The following is a 24,455-nucleotide window of genomic DNA, read 5'->3' on the forward strand; positions in this document are numbered from 1 at the left end:
TCCCCCATGACGCCGACCGACGCCAAGCGCCCGCTGCAGCTCAACGATCAGGGCCAACTGCGCCACTTCCTCTCGCTCGATGGCCTGCCTCGCGAGTTGCTGACTGAAATCCTCGACACCGCCGACTCCTTCCTCGAAGTCGGCGCCCGCGCGGTGAAAAAGGTCCCACTGTTGCGCGGCAAGACCGTGTGCAACGTGTTCTTCGAGAACTCCACGCGCACCCGCACCACCTTCGAACTGGCGGCCCAGCGGTTGTCGGCGGACGTCATCACCCTGAACGTGTCGACCTCCTCCACCAGCAAGGGCGAAACCCTGCTCGACACCCTGCGCAACCTCGAAGCCATGGCCGCCGACATTTTCGTCGTGCGCCACGCCGACTCCGGTGCCGCGCACTTCATTGCCGAGCACGTGTGCCCGGACATGGCGATCATTAACGGTGGCGACGGCCGTCACTCGCACCCGACCCAGGGCATGCTCGACATGCTCACCATCCGCCGCCACAAGGGCAGCTTCGAAAACCTCTCGGTGGCCATTGTTGGCGACATTCTGCACTCACGGGTGGCGCGCTCGAACATGCTCGCGCTGAAAACCCTGGGCTGCCCGGATATCCGCGTGATCGGTCCGAAAACCCTGTTGCCGGTGGGCATTGAGCAGTACGGGGTAAACATCTATACCGACCTCGCCGAAGGCCTGAAAGACGTCGACGTGGTGATCATGCTGCGCCTGCAGCGTGAGCGCATGACCGGCGGCCTGCTACCCAGCGAAGGCGAGTTCTACCGCCTGTACGGCCTGACCAGCGAACGGCTGAAACTGGCCAAACCCGATGCCCTGGTGATGCACCCGGGGCCGATCAATCGCGGCGTGGAAATCGAATCGGCAGTGGCCGACGGCCCGCAATCAGTGATTCTCAACCAGGTCACTTATGGCATCGCCATCCGCATGGCCGTGTTGTCGATGGCCATGAGCGGCCAGACCACCCAGCGCCTGCTGAACCAGGAAGCCCAAGCGAACACTGCTGCTGAGGAGCAAAACTGATGCGCATCGAAATCCTCGGCGCCCGCGTGATCGACCCGAACAGCGGCCTGGACCAGGTCTGCGACCTGTTTATCGCTGACGGCAAGATCGCCGGCATCGGCAGCAAACCAGCGGGCTTTGCCGCTGACAAAAGCATCGACGCCAAGGGCCTGATCGCCAGCCCAGGCCTGGTCGACCTCAACGTAGCCCTGCGCGAGCCGGGCTACAGCCGCAAAGGCAGCATCGCCAGCGAAACCCTGGCCGCTGCGGCTGGAGGCATCACCAGCCTGTGCTGCCCACCGTTCACCAAACCGATCCTGGACACCCCGGCAGTCGCCGAGCTGATCCTCGACCGCGCCCGCAGCGCCGGGCATACCAAGGTGTTCCCGATTGGCGCCCTGAGCAAAGGCCTGGCCGGCGAACAGTTGGCCGAGCTGGTAGCCCTGCGCGACGCCGGCTGCGTGGCCTTCGGCGACGGCCTGGAGAGTTTCCGCAACAACCGCACCCGCCGCCGCGCCTTCGAATATGCCGCCACCTTCGACCTGACCGTGGTGCTGCAGTCGCAAGACCACGACCTGGCCGAAGGCGGCCTGGCCCATGAAGGCGCTACCGCCAGCTTCCTTGGCCTGTCGGGCATTCCGGAAAGCGCAGAAACGGTGGCAGTGGCCCGTGACCTGCTGCTGGTGGAACAGACCGGCGTACGTGCGCACTTCAGCCAGCTCACCAGCGCCCGTGGCGCGCAGTTGATCGCCGACGCCCAGGCGCGCGGCCTGCCGGTGACCGCCGATGTGGCGCTGTATCAGCTGATTCTCACCGATGAAGCGCTGATCGACTTCTCCAGCCTCTACCACGTGCAACCGCCGCTACGCACCGCCGCCGACCGCGACGGCCTGCGCGCCGCAGTGAAGGCCGGGGTGATCCAGGCAATCGCCAGCCACCACCAGCCCCACGAAGCCGACGCCAAGCTGGCGCCGTTTGGTGCCACCGAGCCGGGTATCAGCAGCGTCGAGTTGTTGCTGCCGCTGGCCATGAGCCTGGTGCAGGACGGCTTGCTCGACCTGCCCACCCTGCTCGCCCGCCTCAGCGCCGGGCCCGCTGCAGCCTTGCGTTTGCCGGCCGGCCAACTGGCCGTAGACGCCCCGGCAGATGTGCTGCTGTTCGACCCGCAAGCCTCGACCCTGGCCGGCGAAACCTGGTTCTCCAAAGGCCAGAACAGCCCGTTCATTGGCCATTGCCTGCCGGGCGCGGTGCGCTACACCCTGGTGGATGGGCATATCAGCTACCAGGCTTGATGCGTGTCGCCCAATAAAAAGCCCCGCCAATTGGCGGGGCTTTTTATTGGCTGGGCTTACCTCAAAGGCGCTGCACAGCGTTGCGTACCGACACTTGATCGTTAAGGGTCCAGAAGTCGTAGAGCACTCCCACAAACAACAGGCCGCCGGTACACAGATAGAGCAAGCCGGAAATCCATTTGCCCTGATACATGCGGTGCACGCCGAAGACGCCCAGGAAGGTCAGCAGGATCCAGGCGATGTTGTAATCCAGCTCACCCGCGGTAAACCGCAGATCAGCCTCGTCATCCATGGCTGGAATTAGAAACAGGTCGATGATCCAGCCGATGAAAAACAGACCGAAGGTGAAGAACCAGATGGTCCCGGTTACGGGCTTGCCGTAGTAGAAGCGGTGGGAGCCGAGAAAGCCGAATATCCACAGCAGATAGCCCATGAATTTGCTGTGGGTGTCCTGACGTACGTTCATGTGTGCCTCCAGGTAACGATGGCTGATTGGACCCGGACTTGAGCCAAGGGTTGCCGGCTCGCCCAGCTAAACCCTGGCGCAATCGTTACGGCAGGTATCGAAGGCCACTCGGGGCTTTTTCAGGGCAGCGAAACGCTCAGGATTAGTCACTACAAAGCTGCAAAAAGCAGGTGTTTATCACTGCCTTTCGTTCGTCGGACCAGAGTTCCAATCGACCAATGGTCAAAAAATGAACAAAAAAGCTGTTATAAAGTTGCGCATTCGTGAAAACAAGAGCTTTGCCGTATGCGTTCCATCCAGCAAACCTGGCTTTCCATCTGCCTGTGTTTACCCCTTGCAGTCGCCGCCTCCCACAGCGTGGCGAGCACCCGTTACCAGCCGTTGCCCGCCCATGCCAGCGGGCACACCGCCGCCTCTGGCGTCACGTCCGGCAGCGTTTCCAGCACCACGCCGGCGGTTCACAGTGAAGCGGCGAAAAACAGCAGCACAGTCCTTGGCCGTGCGGTGAACACCCTCGGTGTGCGCTATCGCTGGGGCGGCAGTTCGCCGGAGAAGGGCTTCGATTGCAGCGGTCTGGTGCGTTATGCCTTCGACGATATCGACTCGGTCGACCTCTCCCGCACCTCTAACGCCATGGCCCGCACCGACGGCAAAAAAGTCGCGCGCAATGCGCTGAAGCCAGGTGATCTGCTGTTTTTCAATATCCGCGGTGGGCGGGTAAATCACGTGGCGATCTACCTGGGCAATGACCGTTTCATCCACGCGCCACGGCGCGGCAAGGCCGTGACCATCGACACCCTGGACAAGCCTTACTGGAAAACCCGTTACGCCCTGGCCAAACGCGTGCTGCCCAGCACCGAGCCACAGCTACGGGTGACCGCCCGCTAAATGAAAAAGGGCTGCCAACGGCAGCCCTTTTTTTGTCCCGCGAAAACGTTTAGCGAAACCGCCGGCCGCTGTCTTCTTCGCTGGTTTCCAGCGACAGGCCTTGGGACATTGTAGTCAGGTGATCACCGTCAGTTTCCGAGCCCAGTTTGATCATCAGACGCAGGTCGTTCGCCGAGTCGGCGTAGGCCAGCGAATCCTCGTAGGTGATCTCGCCCTGGCTGTAGAGCTGGTAAAGCGCCTGGTCGAAGGTCTGCATGCCTTGCTCGGTGGAGCGCTTCATCAGCGCTTTCAGCTCGTGCACTTCACCTTTGCGGATCAGGTCGGCGGCCAGCGGGGTGTTGATCAACACCTCGATCACCGCGCGGCGGCCTTTGCCGTCCGGGGTCGGAATCAGTTGCTGGGCGACGATGGCCTTGAGGTTCAGGGACAAGTCCATCCACACCTGCTGCTGACGGTCGGCGGGGAAGAAGTTGATGATCCGGTCCAGCGCCTGGTTGGCGTTGTTGGCGTGCAGGGTGGCCAGGCACAAGTGCCCGGTTTCGGCGAAGGCCACGGCGTGGTCCATGGTTTCGCGGGTCCGCACCTCGCCGATGAGGATCACATCGGGAGCCTGACGCAGGGTGTTCTTCAGCGCCACTTCAAACGACTCGGTGTCGATCCCCACTTCGCGCTGGGTGACGATGCAGCTCTGGTGCTGGTGGATGTATTCGATCGGGTCTTCGATGGAGATGATGTGGCCGCTGCTGTTCTTGTTGCGGTAGCCGATCATCGCCGCCAGCGAGGTGGACTTACCGGTACCGGTCGCGCCCACGAACAGCACCAGACCGCGTTTGGTCAGCGCCAGCTTCTTGAGAATCTCCGGCAGCTTGAGGTCTTCGAGGGTCGGGATATTGGTTTCGATGCGCCGCAGCACCATGCCGGCCAGGTTGCGCTGGTAGAAGGCGCTGACGCGGAAACGGCCGATGCCACGGGCGCTGATGGCGAAGTTGCATTCGTGGTTTTCGGCGAAGTCGCGACGCTGCTGTTCGTTCATTACCGCGTGCACGGTTTCGCGAGCCTGCTCGGGCGACATCGGGGTCTTGGTGATCGGCATGATCTTGCCGTTGACCTTCATCGACGGCGGCACGCCGGCGGTGATAAACAGGTCAGAACCGCCCTTCTCGACCATCAAACGCAGCAGCTTTTCAAATTCCATCGAAGTTCTCGCCTATCACGCAACCTTGCCACGGCAACCGGAGGCTACCGCCACCCCATAGGGGCAACCGGCTGCGCGCGTGTAGCGCAACCTGTCGTTATAGAAACTAGCCGAACAGAAGCTGTGCATATTCTGCTGTCTGCCGCTCACTTCCAAGCCGGCAGACCTGCAGGATGGGATATGCGTCAGAAATTTTCCGGGGTTTTCGCTTTTTCCTTGGCCGCATCGCGCGAAACCAGGCCTTTGGCGACCAGGCCCTTGAGGCACGAGTCGAGGGTCTGCATGCCCAGCGAGCCGCCGGTCTGGATGGCCGAATACATCTGCGCCACTTTGTCTTCACGGATCAGGTTACGGATCGCCGGGGTGCCGATCATGATTTCGTGGGCTGCCACCCGACCGCCGCCGATCTTCTTCAGCAGGGTCTGGGAGATAACCGACTGCAAGGATTCCGAGAGCATGGAACGGACCATGGACTTCTCTTCGGCGGGGAATACGTCGACCACCCGGTCGATGGTTTTCGCCGCGGAGGTGGTGTGCAGTGTGCCGAATACCAGGTGACCGGTTTCCGCAGCGGTCAGCGCCAGGCGGATGGTTTCCAGGTCACGCATCTCGCCCACCAGGATGATGTCCGGGTCTTCCCGCAGTGCCGAACGCAGTGCTTCGCTGAAACCGAGGGTGTCGCGGTGCACTTCACGCTGGTTGATCAGGCACTTTTTCGATTCGTGAACGAATTCGATCGGGTCTTCGACGGTGAGGATGTGGTGATATTTGTTGCTGTTGATGTAGTCGAGCATGGCCGCCAGGGTGGTCGACTTGCCCGAACCAGTCGGGCCGGTGACCAGCACCAGGCCGCGCGGCACATCGGAAATCTTCTTGAAGATCTCGCCCATGCCGAGGTCTTCCATGGACAGAACCTTGGAGGGAATGGTCCGGAATACCGCACCGGCACCACGGTTCTGGTTGAAGGCGTTGACCCGGAAACGCGCGACGCCGGGGACTTCGAAGGAGAAGTCAGTCTCCAGGAACTCTTCGTAATCCTTGCGCTGCTTGTCGTTCATGATGTCGTAGATCAGCGCATGCACTTGCTTGTGGTCCAGTGCCGGCAGGTTGATCCGGCGGACATCGCCGTCGACCCGGATCATCGGCGGCAAACCCGCCGAGAGGTGCAGGTCCGAAGCGCCCTGTTTCGCGCTGAAGGCGAGCAGCTCAGTGATATCCATGGAACTCCTTAAAGACGAGCATCTAATGGCAAGCAAGCAGGTAGAATGCCGCTGAACCAAGGCGGCTGGGTTAGGTAATGTCCACGATAGCAGAGAATATTGCAAAGCTCGGTGAGCGTATCCGTGAGGCGGCGCAAGCCTCGCAGCGAGATTTCACCCAGGTTGGCCTGTTGGCCGTGAGCAAAACCAAACCCAGCACAGCGATTCGCCAAGCCCATGCGGCGGGCCTGCGCGATTTCGGTGAAAACTACCTGCAAGAAGCCCTGGGCAAACAGGCCGAACTCACCGACCTGCCCTTGATTTGGCACTTCATCGGCCCCATCCAATCGAACAAGACCAAAGCCATAGCCGAGCATTTCGACTGGGTACATTCGGTGGACCGCCTGAAAATCGCCCAACGCCTGTCTGAACAACGCCCCGCGCATTTGCCGCCGCTGAACATCTGTTTGCAGGTGAATGTCAGTGGTGAGGCGAGCAAGTCCGGCTGCAGCCCGCAAGAGTTGCCCGCACTGGCGGCCGCCGTCGCCCAGCTGCCGCGCCTGCACCTGCGCGGCTTGATGGCGATTCCCGAACCGACCGACGATGTCGACGCCCAACACCAGGCGTTCGCCACCGTGCGCACCCTGCAAGCCAGCCTCGATTTGCCCACCCTCGACACCCTGTCGATGGGCATGAGCCACGACCTGGAAGCCGCTATCGCCGAAGGTGCCACCTGGGTCCGCATCGGCACCGCGCTGTTCGGTGCCCGCAAGGCCGGTGAACCTGAAAACGGCCAAAGCGCCCCATGAACAACCGCCACCCCTGCCTTATTAAAGGAAGCGTTTTATGAGCAACCCCCGTATTGCCTTTATTGGCGCCGGCAACATGGCCGCCAGTCTGATCGGCGGCCTGCGCGCCCAGGGCATGGACAGCAAACTGATCAGCGCCAGCGACCCCGGCGCCGAGCAGCGCAGCAAAATCTCCGCTGAGCATGGCATCAGCGTGTTTGCCGACAACGCCGACGCCGTCAATGGCGCTGACGTCATCGTGCTGGCGATCAAACCGCAAGCCATGAAAGGTGTGTGCCTGGCCCTGGCGCCAGTGCTCAAGAGCAACCAGTTGATCGTCTCGATTGCCGCTGGCATCACCTGCGCCAGCCTGCAAACCTGGCTGAGCACCGCCGAGGCGCCAACCCGCCCGCTGGTGCGCTGCATGCCCAACACGCCGGCGCTGCTGCGCCAGGGCGTGAGCGGCCTGTTCGCCAATGCCGATGTGTCCGAGGCCCAGCGCCAGCAAGCCGAGCAACTGCTGTCGGCCGTCGGCCTGGCCTTGTGGCTGGACGAAGAACACCTGATCGATGCGGTTACGGCCGTGTCCGGTAGCGGCCCGGCGTACTTCTTCCTGCTGATTGAAGCGATGACCGCTGCCGGCGAAAAACTCGGCCTGCCGGCTGCCACCGCCGCCCAACTGACCCTGCACACTGCCCTCGGCGCCGCGCGCATGGCCGTGGCCAGCGACGTGGATGCCGCCGAACTGCGCCGCCGCGTGACCTCGCCGGCCGGCACCACCGAAGCGGCGATCAAAACGTTCCAGGCCGGCGGCTTCGAAGCCCTGGTCGAACAGGCACTCAACGCCGCAGCGCATCGCTCGGCGGAACTGGCCGAGCAATTGGGCCAATAAGGAGCTGATGATGATTGGATTGAACACCGCTGCCGTCTATATCCTGCAAACTCTCGGCAGCCTGTACCTGTTGATCGTGCTGTTGCGCTTCATCCTGCAACTGGTGCGGGCCAACTTCTACAACCCGCTGTGCCAGTTCATCGTGCGCGCCACCCAGCCGCTGCTGAAACCGCTGCGCAAGATCATCCCCGGTTTTGGCGGTCTGGATATCGCCTCCCTGGTGCTGGCAATCGTGCTGCAGTTCATCCTCATCGCCCTGACCCTGCTGCTCACCTATGGCATCTTCGCCAACCCGGTGCAGATGCTGATCTGGTCGCTGATCGGGATCACCGCGCTGTTCCTCAAGGTGTTCTTCTTTGCCTTGATCGTCAGCGTGATCCTCTCCTGGGTCGCCCAGGGCAGCCACAACCCCGGTGTGGAACTGGTCAACCAGATCTGCGAGCCGGTGCTGGCACCGATCCGCCGCATTCTGCCGGCCATGGGTGGCCTGGACCTGTCGCCGATCTTCGCCTTCCTGGCGCTGAAGCTGATCGACATGCTGGTGATCCAGAACCTGATGGTCATGAGCGGCATGCCGGACGTGCTGCGCATGCTGCTGTAACGGCTGTTCTGGCCCCGCTAACGACCACTCGGTCACGCCCGCCGACCTTAAGGCGGGCGCTTCAGAAAGCCTGATTGACGCGTAGGATGCTTCCCGCATAATGCCGACCAATGGCAAGCTGCCATCCCTAGCGTGCACCCGTCACAGAGTGCCGCGCCGCCGCTTGCAGCGGCCGATAGCCAAGCCGATGATCTTTCAAAATCAGTCGCAGGATGCGTTGCCGACAGGAGTGCAGGAATGAGCATGGAACGTCTCAGCCAACAGGTAAGTGCATACGTAGGCTGGAAGCGCGAGTTGATGCGCGAAATCACCCGCTATCGCAGCTGGCTGGCCACCAACCGCCTGACCACCGAAGCCGTCGAAGCCAAGCTCGACCGCGCCCTGCGCACCCTGCGTACCGATCACATCACCCTGGCCTTTGTCGGCGAGTTCTCGCGCGGCAAGACCGAGTTGATCAACAGTCTGTTTTTCTCCGAGTACGGCCAGCGCATGCTGCCCTCCCACGCCGGGCGCACCACCATGTGCCCGACCGAACTGTTCTTCGATCCGCGCTCCGAACGCTCTTACATTCGCCTGCTGCCCATCGAAACGCGCATGACCGATGCCAGCGTCGCGCAGTTCAAACGTATTCCGCGGCACTGGGTAAACATTCCCCTGGATGTCAGCGACCCCGACAACATGGTGCAGGCCTTCACCCAGGTGGCGAAGACCAAACCGATGGCAGTCGAGCAAGCGATCCAACTGGGCTTCCACCCGGACATGCTGGAAAGCGCCGGCAAACCCGGCCAGGTGTTGGTGCCGGCCTGGCGCCACGCCATCGTCAACTTCGACCACCCGCTGCTGCGCCAGGGCCTGCGTATTCTCGACACCCCCGGCCTCAACGCCCTGGGTAGCGAGCCGGAACTGACCCTGTCGATGCTGCCCAGCGCCCAGGCGATCATCTTTCTGCTGTCGGCCGATACCGGCGTGACTGCCAGCGACATGGCCGTGTGGCAAACCCATATCCGCCAGCTCGACGAAGAGACCCAGACCAGCCTGTTCGCCGTGCTGAACAAGATCGACGTGCTGTGGGACGACCTCGCCGGCGAAACTTTTGTGCAGAACGCCATCAGCCAGATCCAGCATGCCACCGCCAAGCAATTGGGCATCGGCATCGAAGACGTACTGCCGCTGTCGGCCAAGCAGGCGCTGCTGGCTAAGGTGCGCAAGGACCTGCCACTGCTCGAACGCAGCCAGCTCGGCCACCTGGAAAGCCTGCTCTGCGAGCGCATCGTCGCGCAGAAAGAACGCCTGCTCGAAGACCGTGTGGTCAATCAGGTGCTGAGCCTGCTGCAGAACAGCCAGCACGTGCTCAACCTGCGCCTGGAAAAAGTCCGCGAACAACAGACCCTGTTGACCACCCACCAACAGGACAACGGCCAGTTGCTGTTCGAGCTGACCGCCAAGACCAAAGACGATCACAGCCAGCACCACCGCCGCCTGCTCGGGCTGAAGACCAACCAGCGCCTGCTCAAGCGTCAGGGTGACCTGCTGCGCCACGCGGCGCGCTCCGAACGCCTGGAAGACCACCTGAACAAGGTGCGCGCCAACCTCACCGGCAGCTGGACCACCCTGGGCATCAACCAGGCGATCCTGCACTTCTTCCGCAGCGTCGAACACGACATGGCCAACCTCGGCCAGGAAGTGGAAATGGCCAACAAGATGGTCTCGGCCATCTACCGCCGCCACAACGAAGAAAACCCGCTGCATGGCGTCGACGCGCCACAGTTCAACATCAAGCGTTACCAGCGTGAGCTCAAAGCCCAACAGGGCAAGGCGGACCAGTTCCGCCTGCACCTGAAAACCCTGCTCACCGAACAGCGCACCCTGACCCGCCGCTTCTTCGCCACCCTGGTGCAGGAAGTGATCGGCCTGCACCAGCGCCTGCGCCGTGAAGTCGAGCAGTGGGCCGCCGATGCGCTGATGCCGCTGATGCAGCACACCCTGGAACACAAGCAACTGCTGGAAACCCATATGCTGCGGCTCAAGTCGCTGGCGCAGAACACTCAGCAGGCGCGCCTGCGTAGCCAGCAGATGCTGCGTTATATGAAGGATCTGGAGCTGCAGTTGAGCCAGGCCAACGACATGCTGCGCACCCTGCGCCGCCCGGCACCGATCTCGCGTCAGGCGAAAGTGGTGACGCTGCCGGTGTCCAATCGCCAGGCGCACGCCAGCGAGTAACAGTGCCCCTGGAATCGCCCTGAAAAGCATCGCGGCTAAAGCCCCTCCCACACGGATCGAGGTCTCCTGTGGGAGGGGCTTTAGCCGCGACTCCTGGAAAAGACAGAAGCAGAATTCGCTGCTTTAGCCCACCGCCCCCTGTGCTTGCCGCAGGGGGCGGTGCTCTTTAGACTGGCGCCTCCTTTTTGCGAGAGCAGGGTCGATGCCCACCGCCTTTCCCGAAGACTCCGTTGGTCTGGTCACGCCACAGGTCGAGCACTTTGCCGAGCCGTTGGCGCTGGCCTGTGGCCGCAGCCTGGGCGACTACCAATTGGTGTACGAGACCTATGGCGAACTGAACGCGGCGCGCACGAACGCGGTGCTGATCTGCCACGCGCTGTCGGGGCATCACCACGCCGCCGGCTACCACAGTACCGAAGAGCGCAAGCCTGGTTGGTGGGACAGCTGCATCGGCCCGGGCAAGGCCATCGATACCACGCGTTTTTTTGTCGTCAGCCTGAACAACCTTGGCGGCTGCAATGGTTCCACCGGTCCTTCCAGCGTCAACGCCAGCACCGGCAAACCCTATGGCGCCGACTTCCCGGTACTGACCGTGGAAGACTGGGTCAACAGCCAGGCGCTGTTGGCCGATCGCCTCGGCATCGCCCAGTGGGCCGCCGTAGTGGGCGGCAGCCTGGGGGGCATGCAGGCGATGCAATGGGCCATCAGCTACCCCGAACGCATTCGTCACTGCCTGGCCATCGCCTCGGCACCCAAGCTGTCGGCGCAGAACATCGCCTTCAACGAAGTGGCGCGCCAGGCGATTCTGTCCGACCCGGAATTCCACGGCGGGCATTTCCAGGAACACAGCGTGATACCCAAACGCGGCCTGATGCTGGCGCGCATGGTCGGCCACATCACCTACCTGTCCGATGACGCCATGGGCGAAAAATTCGGCCGCGGGCTGAAAAGCGAGAAGCTCAATTACGACTTCCACAGCGTCGAATTCCAGGTGGAAAGCTACCTGCGCTACCAGGGTGAAGAGTTCTCCGGGCGCTTCGATGCCAACACCTACCTGCTGATGACCAAGGCACTGGACTACTTCGACCCGGCCGCCGCCTTTGACGGCGACCTGGCGAAAACCCTGGCCAACGTCAAAGCCGACTTCTGCGTGATTTCCTTCACCACCGACTGGCGCTTCTCGCCAGCTCGCTCGCGGGAAATCGTCGACGCCCTGATGGCCGCGCGGAAAAACGTCTGCTACCTGGAAGTGGATGCGCCCCAGGGCCATGACGCCTTCCTGATGCCGATCCCGCGCTATCTGCAAGCATTCAGCGGTTACATGAACCGCATCAGCCTCTGAGGATTGCCGTGAGAGCCGATCTGGAAATCATCCAAGACTGGATACCCGCTGGCAGCCGCGTGCTGGACCTGGGTTGCGGCAATGGCGAGCTGCTCGCCTGGCTGCGCGATAACAAACAGGTGACCGGCTACGGCCTGGAAATCGACGCGGACAATATCGCCGCCTGCGTGACCAAGGGCGTCAACGTCATCGAGCAAGACCTCGACCTGGGCCTGGGCAATTTCGCCAGCAACAGCTTCGACGTGGTGGTGATGACCCAGGCCCTGCAAGCCGTGCAGTACCCGGACAAGATCCTCGAAGAAATGCTGCGCGTCGGCCGCCAATGCATCATCAGCGTGCCCAACTTCGGCCACTGGCGCTGCCGCTACTACCTGGCGCGCAACGGCCGCATGCCGGTGTCGGACTTCATGCCATACACCTGGTACAACACGCCGAACATCCACTTCTGCACCTTCAAGGACTTCGAAGCCCTGTGCGTGGAGCGCAGCGTGAAAGTCCTTGACCGTCTGGCGGTCGACCACCTGCATCGCCACAGCTGGCTAAGCCGGATGTGGCCTAATCTGTTGGGTGAGATCGGCATTTACCGCGTCAGCGGCCCCGGTGTGCTGGAACACCGCTTCGCCGTCTGACCCGCCACCGTTTCAGGAGAGCTAACATGCGTCGCCTCGCCCTATTGATCCTCACCCTGTGCCTGGCACTGCCGGCCATGGCTGAGCGCAAGGCCAGCTTCGGTGAGCTGGATGTGCACTACAACGCCTTCAACTCCGGCTTTCTGCAACCGGACATCGCCGCCGCCGCCGGCCTGACCCGCAGCAAGACCCTGGGCGTGCTCAACGTGGCCGTGCTCAAGGCCGGCAAAGCCAGCCCGGCGACCGTTACCGGTACCGTCACCGACCTGCTCGGCAAGGCGCGCCCATTGGAGTTCAAGCAAGTCACTGAAAGCGGCGCCATCTATTACCTGGCGCAGTTCCCCTTCGAGCAGCGCGAAGTATTGCGCTTCAAGCTCGTCGTGAAGGTCGGTGAAGGCAGCGAGAACAGCATCGACTTCAACCAAGAATTTTTCCCGGACGACAAATGATCGACCTCAGCCAACTGGTACTGGCCAGCCATAACGCCGGCAAGCTGAAAGAACTCCAGGCCATGCTCGGAGACGCCGTGCAGGTGCGCTCGGTGGGTGAGTTCAGCCAGATCGAGCCGGAAGAAACCGGCTTGTCCTTTATCGAAAATGCCATTCTCAAGGCCCGTAACGCCGCCCGTGTGTCCGGCTTGCCGGCACTGGCTGACGACTCCGGCCTGGCAGTGGACGCCCTCGGCGGCGCCCCCGGCATCTATTCGGCGCGTTATGCCGACGGCCAGGGCGATGCCGCCAACAACGCCAAGCTGCTGATCGCCCTGCAAGGTTTGCCGGCCGAACAGCGCGGCGCCCAGTTCGTCTGCTGCCTGGCGCTGGTGCGGCATGCCGATGACCCGCTGCCGATCATCTGCGAAGGTCTGTGGCATGGGCGCATTCTCGAACAGGCCGAAGGCGAGCATGGCTTTGGGTATGACCCGCTTTTCTGGGTGCCGGAGCGCAACTGCTCAAGCGCCGTGCTCAGCCCCGCCGAGAAGAACCAGCTGAGCCACCGGGCGCGAGCCATGGCCTTGCTGCGCGAGCGTCTGGGCCTGCAATGAACGACACCGACCGCGGGCTGATCTTTCCGCCCGCCGCAGTGGGCCACAGCCTGCTGCAGTTGCCGCCGCTGGCGCTGTATATCCACATTCCCTGGTGCGTGCGCAAATGCCCGTACTGCGACTTCAACTCCCACACCGCCAGCCCGGAGTTGCCAGAGACTGAATACGTCGATGCGCTGCTGGCCGACCTAGAACGGGACTTGCCGCTGGCCCATGGCCGCGAGCTGACCTCGATCTTCTTTGGCGGCGGTACCCCGAGCCTGTTCAGCGCCGAGGCGTTGGGCCGCTTGCTCGAGGGTGTGCAACAGCGCATCCGCTTTGCCAGCGACATCGAAATCACCCTGGAAGCCAACCCCGGCACCTTCGAGCAGAACAAGTTTCGCGCTTATCGGCAGCTGGGCATCAATCGCCTGTCGATTGGTGTGCAGAGCTTTCAGCAGGCCAAGCTGGAGGCGCTCGGGCGCATCCACAATGGCGACGAAGCTATGCGCGCCGCTGACATGGCGCGCAACGCCGGCTTCGATAACTTCAACCTCGACTTGATGCACGGCTTGCCCGACCAGTCACTCGACGATGCCCTCGGCGACCTGCGCCAGGCCATCGCCCTGGCGCCGACGCACCTGTCCTGGTACCAACTGACCCTGGAACCGAACACGGTGTTCTGGAACCAGCCGCCGGTGCTGCCCGAAGACGACACCCTGTGGGACATCCAGGAAGCCGGGCAGGCGCTGCTCGCCGAGCATGGCTACGGGCAGTACGAAGTCTCGGCCTACGCCCAGGAAGGCCGGCGCGCGCGGCATAACCTCAACTACTGGAGCTTTGGTGATTTCCTTGGCATCGGTGCCGGTGCTCACGCCAAGCTGAGCAGCCCGGACGGGCAGATTCTGCGCAGCTGGAAAACCCGCCTGCCCAAGGACTACCTGGACCCGAAAAAAAGCTTTCAGGCCGGCGCCAAGGCGCTGACCGTCGACGAGCTGCCTTTCGAGTTTCTGATGAACGCCCTGCGCCTGACCGAGGGCGTGCCGGCCGAGCTGTTCAGTCAGCGCACCGGCTTACCCCTGGCCGACTTCGCCAAGGCGCGTGAACAGGCGCAAAAACGCGGGCTGCTGGTGGCCGATCCCGAGCGCTTGGTTGCCACGCCCGAGGGCCAGTTGTTTCTCAATGACCTGCTGCAGTATTTTCTGCCCTGACTTTGCTTCGCTCTGCACGCCCAAGGCGGCTAAGGACACCGGATGGACCTGCTTCTCGACCTGATCGCCACCGTTTCACGCTGGACCCGCGGCCACCTCTACGACATTTCCCTGGCGATCATGGCCACCGTGCTGGTGCTGTTCGGCCCGGGCATCAACACCTGGATTCAGCAGCGCATCGGCGGCCTCAACTTCATCTTCCGCACCCTGCTGTTCGTGCTGATCTGCGCCATCGGCTACGGTTTGGCGATGATCTTCCTCACCCCCTGGGTGGCCAAGGGCCTGGGCTATTTCAATAACTACACCCTCGCGCCAGTTCTGCTACTAGTCTTCTTCCTCATCGGCGTGATCGCCGACCGCAACTAGGGCCGCTGCTACTCCTCTGGCGGCCGGGCGGCTGCCAGGACAGGAGTAAGGCCATGAAAGCTCTCAAGCACCTTTATCTGCACTTCCAGGACGGACAGCGGCTGATCATGCGCTTTCCCCAGCAAAGCGAAGACCCGGTGGCGATTGCCCGCGGCATCCGCAAACAGCTGGACTCACCGTTTCTCAGCATCGAGGTTAATGGTGACCTGCTGTTGATCCCGCGCGAAAGCATCAAATACCTGCAGATCAGCCCGGCACCCTCGCCGGCGGCGTTACCGGAGCCGACGATTGTGGGTGCGGTGTTGGTGGATTAAAAAGCATCGAGGCTTCAACCTCGATTCCTGGAAAAGGTCACGCCCACAAAAAAGGCGCCCCGAGGGGCGCCTTTTTCACACAAACCGAATCAGTTGCCTTCGCGGCGCAGCGCCTGGGGGGTGAAATCACCTGGTCCCAGCTTGGCGTTGAAGTCGTACATGATCTCGTTGTTATCCATGCCGTCGGCGAAATAGCGCTTGCCGGCGAAGTCATAGATGGTTTCCAGCGTGCTGCCGAACATCGGTACGTCGTAGTAGCTGATCGGGTGGCTTTCCTGCAGGCCGATGAGTTTGTCGTCCTTGTCATACAGGTCTACCGCGAGGATCTGCCAGCTGTCTTCGTCGAGGTAGAAACGACGTTTGGCGTAGGGGTGGCTGAAGCCTTTACGCAGCGATGCTTCGACGACCCACACACGGTGCAACTCGTAACGCAGCAGCTCGGGGTTAACGCTCTTGGGCTGCAGAATGGTGTCGTACGGAATGCCTTTCTGGTGCACGGCATAGCTGTTGTACGGCACCAGCATTTCTTTCTTGCCCTCGAGCTTCCACTCGTAACGATCTGGCGCGCCGTTGTAGGAGTCGACCATATCGGCGGTGGCCATGCCGTTGGTGTCTGGCTGCAGCGTGTCGAAGGCCAGCATCGGCAGACGACGCACGCGACGCTCGCCACGGTTGAAGCGCCAGGCCTTACGGATTGCCTCGACCTGGTCGAGGGTCTCCTGCACCACCAGGGCAGAACCGGACAGTTTGGCCGGAGCCACCACACTGTACTTGTAGAAGAACAGGGTGTTATCCAGTGCCGCCGGGGTCATGCCTTCACGGCCGTACTTGAAGTAGATGTCACGGTCCAGCTTGAGCAGGTTGTAGGCGCCGTTGGAGAGCACCGCTGCCTGGTTGGTGACAAAGTGGATCTGCTCACCGCGATAACGCATCACGTGGTTCCAGATCGCTTCCTGGCCATTCTGCGGCTCAGGGAACGGAATACCCGCCGCCGCGCCTTGCACACCGTTACCGCCGGAAATCAGCTCGGCGTTGGTGGCGTTGTAGCGGGTGGCATCGTAGATGCGCTGCGGGGCAGCTGCACTACGGTGGGTGGGGAACACGCGCAGGTAGTAGTCGGGATTGGTTTCCAGCAGGGTTTTGAGGCCGACCGGCAGTTGCGCCTGGTACTGGGCCACGTTCTTGCTGTTGACCACGTACTGAGCCGACTCGTTGGCGTAAGGGTCGGGGTGGTGCATGCCGGGCTTGTAGCTGGGGATCGGTTGCGCCAGGCCACCGGTCCAATCCGGAATGGTGCCGGCGGCGTTGCCTTTACGCTCGCCGCCCAGCGGCGTGAGGTCACCGTCCAGGCGGTTGGCCTGCACCGCGTCGACCTTGGCATACGCATTAAATGCGCACACCGTGAGTAGCAGTACTCCGATACTTCTCAACACAGACTTTCTCCTTGGGGCGCCTCATAGACACGCCACCATTTTTTTATTAATCCAGCCAGTCTTGGGTGTTGCTGTGGTGAGGTTAGCCAGCTTTGGCTGGTCTGTTTTAACAGCGGTGCAACAACGTTATGGCAGCAAGGCGGCGGTGGCCTGTAAACGCCACCGCCCAGGTACAACAGAAGCGTTACAGCAGAATCAGTCCAGGCGTTCGAATTTCAGGTCCCACACACCATGCCCGAGGCGCTCGCCACGGCGTTCGAACTTGGTGATCGGACGCTCTTCAGGGCGTGGCACATAGGCACCATCGGCGGCCTGGTTGCGGTAGCCGGGCGCGGCCTGCATGACTTCCAGCATGACTTCGGCATACGGCTGCCAGTCGGTGGCCATGTGCAGCACACCGCCAACTTTCAGCTTCTGCCGCACCAACTCGGCGAACTCCGGCTGCACGATCCGACGCTTGTGGTGGCGCGACTTGTGCCACGGGTCCGGGAAGAACAGCAGCAGGCGGTCAAGGCTGGCATCGGCCACGCAGCGCTTAAGCACTTCGATGGCGTCGCAGTCATATACCCGCAGGTTCTTCAGCTCCTGGGTCAGCACGCCATTGAGCAGCGCGCCGACACCCGGGCGATGCACTTCAACGCCGATGAAGTCCTGCTCGGGAGCAGCGGCCGCCATCTCCAGCAAGGAGTGACCCATGCCAAAACCGATTTCCAGGGTCCGAGGCGCGGAACGCCCAAAGACTGCATCGAAGTCGACGAAGTCGTCCGTGAGCGGCAGCACAAAAAGCGGCTTGCCGATATCCAGGCCGCGTTGCTGGCCTTCGGTCATACGCCCGGCACGCATCACGAAACTTTTGATCGCGCGGTGCTTGCGCTCGCCCTGCTCGGCCGGCAGTTCGTCAGCCTGGTCTGGGCCAGGAATATCTTGCGGTTCAGTCATGGCAGCTCTTACTTGATCAGACCATCCAGCGGCGAAGACGCGCTGGCATAGAGTTTCTTCGGCATACGGCCCGCGAGGTAGGCCATGCGCCCGGCCACAATGGCGTGCTTCATGGCTTCGGCCATCAGCACCGGATTTTGCGCATGGGCAATGGCGCTGTTCATCAGCACGGCTTCGCAGCCCAGCTCCATGGCGATAGTAGCGTCGGAAGCAGTACCGACACCGGCATCCACCAACACGGGCACCTTGGCCTCTTCGAGGATGATGCGCAGGTTATACGGGTTGCAGATGCCCAGCCCGGTACCGATCAGGCCGGCCAGCGGCATCACCGCGATGCAGCCCATCTCGGCCAGTTGGCGGGCAATGATGGGGTCGTCGCTGGTGTACACCATCACGTCGAAGCCGTCCTTGACCAGCACTTCGGCGGCCTTGAGGGTTTCTATCACGTTAGGGAACAGTGTCTTCTGGTCGGCCAGCACTTCCAGCTTCACCAGCTTGTGGCCATCCAGCAGCTCACGGGCCAGGCGGCAGGTGCGCACGGCTTCGACGGCGTCATAGCAGCCGGCGGTGTTGGGCAGAATGGTGTAGCGGTCCGGCGGAATCACGTCCAGCAGGTTTGGCTCGTCAGGGTTCTGGCCGATGTTGGTGCGGCGCACGGCTACGGTGACGATCTCGGCACCCGAGGCCTCGATGGCACGACGGGTTTCGTCCAGGTCCTGGTACTTGCCCGTGCCCACCAGCAGGCGCGACTGGTAAGTACGGCCGGCCAGGGTAAAGGGCTTGTCGGTACGAGATTGGCTCATCTGAAATCCTCTTCGGCTATAGCGCTAATTCGGGGGCAGGAGTCGCGGACGGTCTAGCCGCCGCCGATGGCGTGCACGACTTCCAGCGTATCGCCTTCGCGAAGCACGGTTTCGCCGTGCTGGCTGCGTGGCACGATGTCCAGATTGAGCTCGACGGCGACACGGCGGCCGGTGAGGTCCAGGCGGACCAGCAGGTCGGCGACGGTCTGGCCATCGGCGAGCTCGAAAGATTCACCGTTCAACTGAATGCGCATGACAGGCAATCACAATGTGAGGGGGCCGGCATTCTAGCCCCATCGCAAGCGTTGACCAAGGCAAAGGCGCGCCATTCGTCTCACAATTGACGCCGCGGTCAGGTTGTCGCCAATTTCCTCAGCCCTGCATGCGCCACGCCGCCAGGCCCAGGCACAACCAGCCGGCCAAAAAGGATAGGCCGCCAAAGGGCGTGATGATGCCCAACTTGCTGACGCCGGTGAGCGTGAGCAGGTACAGGCTGCCGGAGAACAACACGATGCCGAGGGTGAACATCCAGCCCGCAGTGGTCAGCAAACGGCCAGGCAAGTTCAACGACAGCAAGGCCACCGCTAACAGCGCAAGGGCGTGGATGAGTTGGTAATGGGTGCCGGTTTGAAACACCGCTAGATACTCGGTGCTGAGTTTGCTTTTCAATCCATGGGCAGCAAAGGCGCCGAGCGCAACGCCGGTAAAGCCAAAGAACGCAGCCAAAAGAATAAAGACACGCAGCATGAACACAGCCCCCAAGCAAGCTAGAAATCAGGCGGCAATCATGCCCGCAAAAACCGGCTAGCGGCAAAAAACGCTACGTACCTGGCTAGGTTAAAGCGGCACAAGACAGCTACGTTGTAGACCCACCACGCCACGACACGGTCGTTGACAGCGTTGCTGAACAGATCAGCGCAAGGGATTACTGAATATCGATGGTGACAGTGAATGGCACGCGAATGCGGCCTGGTGCCGGCCGCTGGTTGCCAGTTTGAAAGTACTTCAGGGTAACGGGTACCGGTGTACTTGAGTTGCTCCCCACGCCAGAGTCAGCTAACACCCAGTCGGGCGACGTGGTATCTGTGCTGCAGTTGGTTAGCTGGGTGCAGTAGCGGCCTTGGTTGGCCAGCGTATTGCCAAGGTTATCGGTTGTCGGCGTAAAAGGTGTGCGTATCCAGGCCACGGCCAAGGGTCGGCCAAATACCGCAGGAACATCGTTGATCAGCAATTGAATGCCCACCTCGCTATCGGCCTTTGGTAGCCCCACGCCATCGGCACCGCCGGGAAAGTCGGCCTGAAAGGTGACCGTTGTACGGTTGTTACCTCCAGAACTACGGCAAGAAAAGATGAGCGGAGCGGCTCTGGACCCTAAGTCGATAGAGCCGGGGGCAGTGAAGTCCAGACTGCGAACGCTGCCCAAGGTAATGGTGGGTGCCACACCGCTGAAAGGGCGGTTGCCCAGCGATGTGAAAGCGCAGTAAGGGGCCGACGCAGAACCTATTTGTCGACCATCCTCGTAGCCGGAATAAATGGTAGGCATGCTCAACGCATGATCAAAGGATAAGAACCCATTACCCGTGGCGTAGCGAAGTCTGCCTAACCCACCCGGGACAGAAATATGCGACCCGGTATGCTGCGCAGTGAAACTCCCTGTTTTGACAACGGAGAGGGTAATTGTGAAAGGCGCCATCGAATTTGGAGGCAGCGTCGTGCCGAAGACCGGCGCTGAGCCCATACTGACACGAAGGCCCGGCGGGTACGGTACAGCACTAGGAAACTGAACACCCATGGCCACCCCGGCTACACTGGTGGGAATCCGAAAGCCTGGCCCATGCCCGTCGCTGTATGCCATAGCACCGGGAGGCGGCTCGTAAACCAAAACCAGCGTCTGAGCCTGAGCACCGTTGAGTTGATTGCACAACTGGTACTGCGTAGCGGTGGATGAGTCGATCCCCATCAGCGAACCCACGGGATAGCGATCATCGTTGTACCACGTGCGCGAGAACAGCATTTTTTTGCCTTGAACATCAAACACCATACTTGGTGCAGTTGCGCCAGAGGCGGGAAACTGGACCCCGGCTATCGACCAGCCACAGCCCGCGGCGGTACTCAATGTGGAATACGCCGCTGCCAATAAACCCAAGGCAACTATCCCTAGGGAACGGCACGCAAAAGATTTAAGCGGTATCAAATCAAACATCGCTCACACTCACAATTTGCAGGGGGCACTGGTGCTGATCATCGCGCCAGGAAGGGAGGGCAACCGTGCGTCGAACGCTTGCAGGTCGAAGCTGTAGTCAATCACGCACTCCCTCTCGGACAATCGCACCAACAGCCGCCCCTGCGCCGCGACGCCACGGGCGAAAATGCTCCCGCCCTGGCCCACAAAACCAACCGAGTTACGGGTTGTGTAGTCCAGAACTTCGGCACCAAATGGCAGAGGAGTACCGTCGGTAAACGCAGAGTTGATCAGTACCATTTTTTCGTTCGTCGTCTGAAACTGCACCCGCACAATCGAGCCGACTACCGGAACGGTTTCAATGCTGGTCTCGTTCAACTGCACGTCGTTCGAGAGCCCTTCAGGGTCGAGCTCAATACGATTTTTTGAGTAAGCCGACAGATACGGCACGACACCGAACCCGTTGCTATCGACCTTGGCACCGAACACGCTTGTAATTCGGGCTCCGTCGGCGTGTGGGGCCTCAACGAGACCTACGGTGTCTCCCAGCGTTTGACCAAAATTGATGCCCCCTTCGTGGGCGACAACGGATCCGGCAATACCAAGTGCAGCGGACTGGTAACCCTGACCTCTACTGATGCCGCCGCTGACTAACGCGCCAGGCCCTTGGTAACTGCCGTTCAAGCCGTAACTTTCCTGTGTGTTTTGGCTGTCAAGCCCTTGATTGGTACTCACCCCATAGGTGAGCTGTTGATCGCTGCCGGTGATGCCGCTCAACTGCACTTGGCCCTGACTGCCGTTGTCGCTGTGCCTCCAGGCACTGGAGGACAGATAGGTACGGTTTCCTCGGTCAGCGCCAAAGATCGGCAAACTGAAACTCAAGCGGTACTCGTTGTAAGCCTGACCGTAGTGGTCCTTCACGCGATTGGCGGCCAGCTCGTAATCCAATTTATTGAAACTGTTGCCGTAGGAGATCTGGTACTGGGTTTGCGACCCTCTGCGGTTCCAGAAATTACGCATCGAACCGCTGACAAAAACATTGCCCAGCCCAGGTGCCAAATACTGCCGCAGGCTGATATCGAACCGGCCTTTCTGCTTGTCCCTGTAGGTATTGATCTGCCGATAGCTGGCGTCAGAGAGGTCGCCTCTGGCGGCGTAATTTTCAGCAGCGACCGCCTCATTGAACGACCAAAAACCCCGACTGGAATAGCGGTAGCTGGACAAGGTGATATTGGTATTGGTCGGTTCGATCAGCGTGGAATAGATAAAGCGCAGGCTATCCCCATCAACCTGCCCGGTGCTGTTGAGGGCAACATGGGAACGGGTGTAGTCGACAGAAATACCGCCCAAGTACGTACTGATGGCCCCACCCAGCGCCACGGCATTGTAATCCTCACTGAGCAGGCCGCCGCCATAAGCGGTCAGGTAGTTATTCACCCCCAACTGTGCGGTGAACTGGCCTACCCGCGGGGTGTACTTGTTAACGCTGGGTGACCAGGCCTGACCGATATTAGTGGCGTACTTGAACTGACCGGGTCGCAGCAGTTGAACCAGAGGCGAATAGGGGACAGTAAATTCCTTGGTTGAGCCGTCAGCCTCGGAGACCATTACGTTGAGGTCGTTGCCGTAGCCGACGACGGTCAGATTATTGATTTCAAAAGGTCCTGGCGGAACGGCACGCTCGTAGATAACGATGCCGCCCTGGCGAATGGTCACCTTGGCATTCGAGTCAGCCACGCCCTGAACCAAGGGCGCGTATGAGCGCATCGAGCCAGGCAACATACGCATATCGGTAGCTAGAAACGCACCTTGCATACCGTAGGCGTTGAACAGTTGACCATCGGTGTACGACTGGCCAAGCATCAATGTGCTATTCAGCGTCTGGATATCGGTTTCTGCGTACGTGCGCTGGGACTGGAAATCCGTTTTAAGTTTGTTCTTGGAAAGTGACGAGATATTGCGATGGCTTGGGTGGAACCTCAAGCACGTTCAGCCAAAATACCGACTCCCTGTCCATAGGCAGCGTTTTATTTCGAGTGTATTGAATTCTAGCTACCTGTCCCTTTTTTGGATCCAGGCGAAAAATAGGAGTCATTACTGCAAATGGCACATGAATAGTTTCCGGCCTTGCTTTTGAGTCGCCGTCGTCTACCCATACTTGAACCAACTTTGGCTCTCCGCCTTCATTGGTCATACGCACAGAAACCTCTGCTTTATTTACTGGGTAAATAACGCGGGTACCGTCAATAACAATCGAGGCATATGCCTTAATCGAAAAAGGGCTTAACCAAAACAGCACAAAAAACAGTGAAAGCCACTTTTTTTCCGAAAAGCGCAACATTCAATAAACCTCGTCAACTTAAAAAGTTCCACTTAAAATGTTTCAACCATAAAAGTAAGCGTGCTTCTCACTGGACCAATGGTGGACTGCCCAGTTGCAAAGTATTCAACGAAGAAATCAAAGTTCGCGCCGGTTGTAGTGCCAGGCTTCGCTGGCCCGGCGTTCTGTGCACCTTTTTCCCCGTTCAAATCAATAACCTCGCCTTTGGCGTTCAATAACTGGAGCTCAACAAATTTCGCCCCCCCACTTGCGGTGTTATCTAAGCGGCCATTGCGATTGACGTCAGATGGTTCGGAGTTGAAATAGATGTAAACGTCCTTTTCTTGCGCAGTAGCGCAACCTTTGACTGTCAGCCGAAAGGGGGTTCTCCCTGCTACATCATTAGGCTTTGCCAAACTACTTTTACGTTGAAAAGGCAGTTTCACGGTGGCCCCGCTCGGATCTACCGCGCAGGGCACATCTCGGATGACGCCTTCAGCGAAAAATTTTGTACCTTCCGCCGAAAAAGATTGGTCCACCATTAACAAAGAAAATAGAAGCGCTGACAGGCGTTTCATCTTTCCCCCTTCCAAAAGGCCCGCCAAACAGTTGGCGGGCGTATAGGTATTACTGGTAACTAATTTCGTAGTCGACAGTGGTGGTAACCGCACCGGCAGTTGCATTACCCGCCTTGGTGAAATATTGAGCGTAATGTCTCAAGATCGCACTGCCGCCGACCACATTCTCGCCAATAGCCAATTGAGCACCGTCACCCAAAGCGAGGTTCATGGCTGCAGCATCTTTATTGAGAATTTGTATATCGACATTTTGGGCAGCACCAGTTAGTGCTTTGTTATCAAGGCGGCCGTCGGTATTGATGGTCGGGCCGGCGACAAAGTAAACATGGGCTTTGGGCGCGACCACAGCACCAGGCTGAGACGGCTGGCCAGCAGCATTATCCACTACGCAGTTTTTAAGCTCGAATGTAAGGAACGTTCTACCCGCGCTTGAACCCGCTGCTGTTAGAAGCTTTTTGGAAACGATGGGTAGCTTGACAGTTGCATTATTGGTTTGATCGTTAACACTTACATCGCAGGTCGTATCGCTAACCCCCCCTTCAAAGGTGACTTTGCCGCTATCGACAGCGAAGGCACCTTGAACGATAAGACTCATCGCAATAGCTGACGCCAGGGTGGCAACGCGCTTATCTAAAATAATCATAAAAAGTATCCTACTAGTTTGGGAGGCAGTGAGCTTAACCAAGATTAAAAACCTGCCGATGCAAGTAAAAGAGAAAATCCGCGTACGAAAACTCCTATCCATTTCTCCAAAAAAAACCA

General features: G+C 60.3%; 27 protein-coding genes. 14 read left to right on the top strand and 13 right to left on the bottom strand.

What is annotated here, in order from left to right; genetic code table 11:
• Positions 1 to 6: 6 nt before the first annotated feature.
• Positions 7 to 1,035 (top strand): aspartate carbamoyltransferase catalytic subunit, encoded by a 1,029-nt coding sequence (locus C8K61_RS04405; protein ID WP_108094987.1) that lies wholly within the window; start codon positions 7 to 9, stop codon positions 1,033 to 1,035.
• Positions 1,035 to 2,306 (top strand): dihydroorotase, encoded by a 1,272-nt coding sequence (locus C8K61_RS04410; RefSeq protein ID WP_108094988.1) that lies wholly within the window; start codon positions 1,035 to 1,037, stop codon positions 2,304 to 2,306. Before C8K61_RS04405 ends, C8K61_RS04410 begins: the two co-directional genes overlap by 1 nt.
• Positions 2,307 to 2,367: 61 nt before the next feature.
• Here C8K61_RS04410 and C8K61_RS04415 read toward each other — a convergent pair whose 3' ends face one another.
• Positions 2,368 to 2,772, bottom strand: a complete 405-nt coding sequence (locus C8K61_RS04415) for a TM2 domain-containing protein (RefSeq protein WP_108094989.1) — start codon at positions 2,770 to 2,772, stop codon at positions 2,368 to 2,370.
• A gap of 285 nt (positions 2,773 to 3,057) precedes the next feature.
• Between C8K61_RS04415 and C8K61_RS04420 the strand changes: the two genes are divergently transcribed.
• The gene (locus tag C8K61_RS04420; protein ID WP_108094990.1) at positions 3,058 to 3,660 is read left to right on the top strand and encodes a C40 family peptidase; all 603 of its coding nucleotides are present in this window, start codon (positions 3,058 to 3,060) and stop codon (positions 3,658 to 3,660) included.
• Positions 3,661 to 3,709: 49 nt separating this feature from the next.
• Here the strand turns inward: C8K61_RS04420 and C8K61_RS04425 are convergent, their stop codons facing one another.
• On the bottom strand, positions 3,710 to 4,855 hold the full coding sequence (locus tag C8K61_RS04425; protein ID WP_108094991.1) for a PilT/PilU family type 4a pilus ATPase: 1,146 nt from the start codon (positions 4,853 to 4,855) through the stop codon (positions 3,710 to 3,712).
• 185 nt (positions 4,856 to 5,040) lie between these two features.
• Entirely contained in the window at positions 5,041 to 6,075 is a 1,035-nt protein-coding gene (locus C8K61_RS04430) for a type IV pilus twitching motility protein PilT (RefSeq protein WP_108094992.1), read from the bottom strand.
• Between the two features lie 77 nt (positions 6,076 to 6,152).
• On the opposite strand from C8K61_RS04430, the gene C8K61_RS04435 reads away from it, so the two are divergent.
• From C8K61_RS04435 to C8K61_RS04485, 11 genes are all read left to right on the top strand, one after another.
• Positions 6,153 to 6,863, top strand: coding sequence for a YggS family pyridoxal phosphate-dependent enzyme (locus C8K61_RS04435; protein ID WP_108094993.1), 711 nt, complete (start codon positions 6,153 to 6,155; stop codon positions 6,861 to 6,863).
• 37 nt (positions 6,864 to 6,900) lie between these two features.
• On the top strand, positions 6,901 to 7,734 hold the full coding sequence (gene proC, locus C8K61_RS04440; protein WP_108094994.1) for a pyrroline-5-carboxylate reductase: 834 nt from the start codon (positions 6,901 to 6,903) through the stop codon (positions 7,732 to 7,734).
• Between the two features lie 10 nt (positions 7,735 to 7,744).
• Entirely contained in the window at positions 7,745 to 8,335 is a 591-nt protein-coding gene (locus tag C8K61_RS04445) for a YggT family protein (protein WP_108094995.1), read from the top strand.
• A 237-nt stretch (positions 8,336 to 8,572) separates the two neighbouring features.
• Positions 8,573 to 10,555 (top strand): dynamin-like GTPase family protein, encoded by a 1,983-nt coding sequence (locus C8K61_RS04450; protein ID WP_108094996.1) that lies wholly within the window; start codon positions 8,573 to 8,575, stop codon positions 10,553 to 10,555.
• 202 nt (positions 10,556 to 10,757) lie between these two features.
• Positions 10,758 to 11,897 (top strand): homoserine O-acetyltransferase, encoded by a 1,140-nt coding sequence (locus C8K61_RS04455; protein ID WP_108094997.1) that lies wholly within the window; start codon positions 10,758 to 10,760, stop codon positions 11,895 to 11,897.
• Positions 11,898 to 11,905: 8 nt separating this feature from the next.
• Entirely contained in the window at positions 11,906 to 12,526 is a 621-nt protein-coding gene (gene metW, locus C8K61_RS04460; RefSeq protein ID WP_108094998.1) for a methionine biosynthesis protein MetW, read from the top strand.
• A gap of 26 nt (positions 12,527 to 12,552) precedes the next feature.
• Positions 12,553 to 12,975, top strand: coding sequence for a DUF4426 domain-containing protein (locus tag C8K61_RS04465; protein ID WP_108094999.1), 423 nt, complete (start codon positions 12,553 to 12,555; stop codon positions 12,973 to 12,975).
• Positions 12,972 to 13,568 carry an RdgB/HAM1 family non-canonical purine NTP pyrophosphatase gene (gene rdgB, locus C8K61_RS04470; protein WP_178086421.1) on the top strand — a complete coding sequence of 199 codons (597 nt, stop codon included), beginning with the start codon at positions 12,972 to 12,974 and terminating at the stop codon, positions 13,566 to 13,568. The genes C8K61_RS04465 and rdgB overlap by 4 nt, the downstream gene beginning before the upstream one ends.
• Positions 13,565 to 14,758, top strand: a complete 1,194-nt coding sequence (gene hemW / locus C8K61_RS04475; protein ID WP_108095000.1) for a radical SAM family heme chaperone HemW — start codon at positions 13,565 to 13,567, stop codon at positions 14,756 to 14,758. Before rdgB ends, hemW begins: the two co-directional genes overlap by 4 nt.
• Positions 14,759 to 14,800: 42 nt before the next feature.
• The gene (locus tag C8K61_RS04480) at positions 14,801 to 15,124 is read left to right on the top strand and encodes a DUF3392 domain-containing protein (RefSeq protein ID WP_108095001.1); all 324 of its coding nucleotides are present in this window, start codon (positions 14,801 to 14,803) and stop codon (positions 15,122 to 15,124) included.
• 53 nt (positions 15,125 to 15,177) lie between these two features.
• Entirely contained in the window at positions 15,178 to 15,438 is a 261-nt protein-coding gene (locus tag C8K61_RS04485) for a hypothetical protein (protein ID WP_108095002.1), read from the top strand.
• Positions 15,439 to 15,527: 89 nt separating this feature from the next.
• Here the strand turns inward: C8K61_RS04485 and C8K61_RS04490 are convergent, their stop codons facing one another.
• From C8K61_RS04490 to C8K61_RS04535, 10 genes are all read right to left on the bottom strand, one after another.
• Positions 15,528 to 16,871: a DUF1329 domain-containing protein gene (locus C8K61_RS04490; protein WP_108095003.1), complete on the bottom strand. Its 1,344-nt coding sequence runs from the start codon at positions 16,869 to 16,871 to the stop codon at positions 15,528 to 15,530.
• A gap of 195 nt (positions 16,872 to 17,066) precedes the next feature.
• Positions 17,067 to 17,714 (bottom strand): tRNA (guanosine(46)-N7)-methyltransferase TrmB, encoded by a 648-nt coding sequence (trmB, locus tag C8K61_RS04495; protein ID WP_256589370.1) that lies wholly within the window; start codon positions 17,712 to 17,714, stop codon positions 17,067 to 17,069.
• Between the two features lie 104 nt (positions 17,715 to 17,818).
• On the bottom strand, positions 17,819 to 18,613 hold the full coding sequence (locus C8K61_RS04500; RefSeq protein ID WP_108095005.1) for a thiazole synthase: 795 nt from the start codon (positions 18,611 to 18,613) through the stop codon (positions 17,819 to 17,821).
• A 53-nt stretch (positions 18,614 to 18,666) separates the two neighbouring features.
• Positions 18,667 to 18,867, bottom strand: a complete 201-nt coding sequence (gene thiS / locus C8K61_RS04505) for a sulfur carrier protein ThiS (RefSeq protein WP_108095006.1) — start codon at positions 18,865 to 18,867, stop codon at positions 18,667 to 18,669.
• A 118-nt stretch (positions 18,868 to 18,985) separates the two neighbouring features.
• Positions 18,986 to 19,360 carry a DUF423 domain-containing protein gene (locus C8K61_RS04510; protein ID WP_108095389.1) on the bottom strand — a complete coding sequence of 125 codons (375 nt, stop codon included), beginning with the start codon at positions 19,358 to 19,360 and terminating at the stop codon, positions 18,986 to 18,988.
• 178 nt (positions 19,361 to 19,538) lie between these two features.
• Positions 19,539 to 20,759 carry a hypothetical protein gene (locus tag C8K61_RS04515; protein WP_146174269.1) on the bottom strand — a complete coding sequence of 407 codons (1,221 nt, stop codon included), beginning with the start codon at positions 20,757 to 20,759 and terminating at the stop codon, positions 19,539 to 19,541.
• A gap of 66 nt (positions 20,760 to 20,825) precedes the next feature.
• A complete protein-coding gene (locus C8K61_RS04520; RefSeq protein WP_108095008.1) occupies positions 20,826 to 22,778 on the bottom strand; it encodes a fimbria/pilus outer membrane usher protein in 1,953 nt (650 codons plus the stop codon).
• Positions 22,723 to 23,136, bottom strand: coding sequence for a fimbria/pilus periplasmic chaperone (locus C8K61_RS04525; RefSeq protein ID WP_108095009.1), 414 nt, complete (start codon positions 23,134 to 23,136; stop codon positions 22,723 to 22,725). Before C8K61_RS04525 ends, C8K61_RS04520 begins: the two co-directional genes overlap by 56 nt.
• Before the next feature lie 32 nt (positions 23,137 to 23,168).
• The gene (locus tag C8K61_RS04530; protein ID WP_158272500.1) at positions 23,169 to 23,693 is read right to left on the bottom strand and encodes a fimbrial protein; all 525 of its coding nucleotides are present in this window, start codon (positions 23,691 to 23,693) and stop codon (positions 23,169 to 23,171) included.
• A 49-nt stretch (positions 23,694 to 23,742) separates the two neighbouring features.
• A complete protein-coding gene (locus C8K61_RS04535) occupies positions 23,743 to 24,336 on the bottom strand; it encodes a fimbrial protein (protein WP_158272501.1) in 594 nt (197 codons plus the stop codon).
• Between the last annotated feature and the right edge of the window lie 119 nt (positions 24,337 to 24,455).

The sequence above is a fragment of the Pseudomonas sp. GV071 genome (genome assembly GCF_003050835.1).
GTDB lineage: Bacteria > Pseudomonadota > Gammaproteobacteria > Pseudomonadales > Pseudomonadaceae > Aquipseudomonas.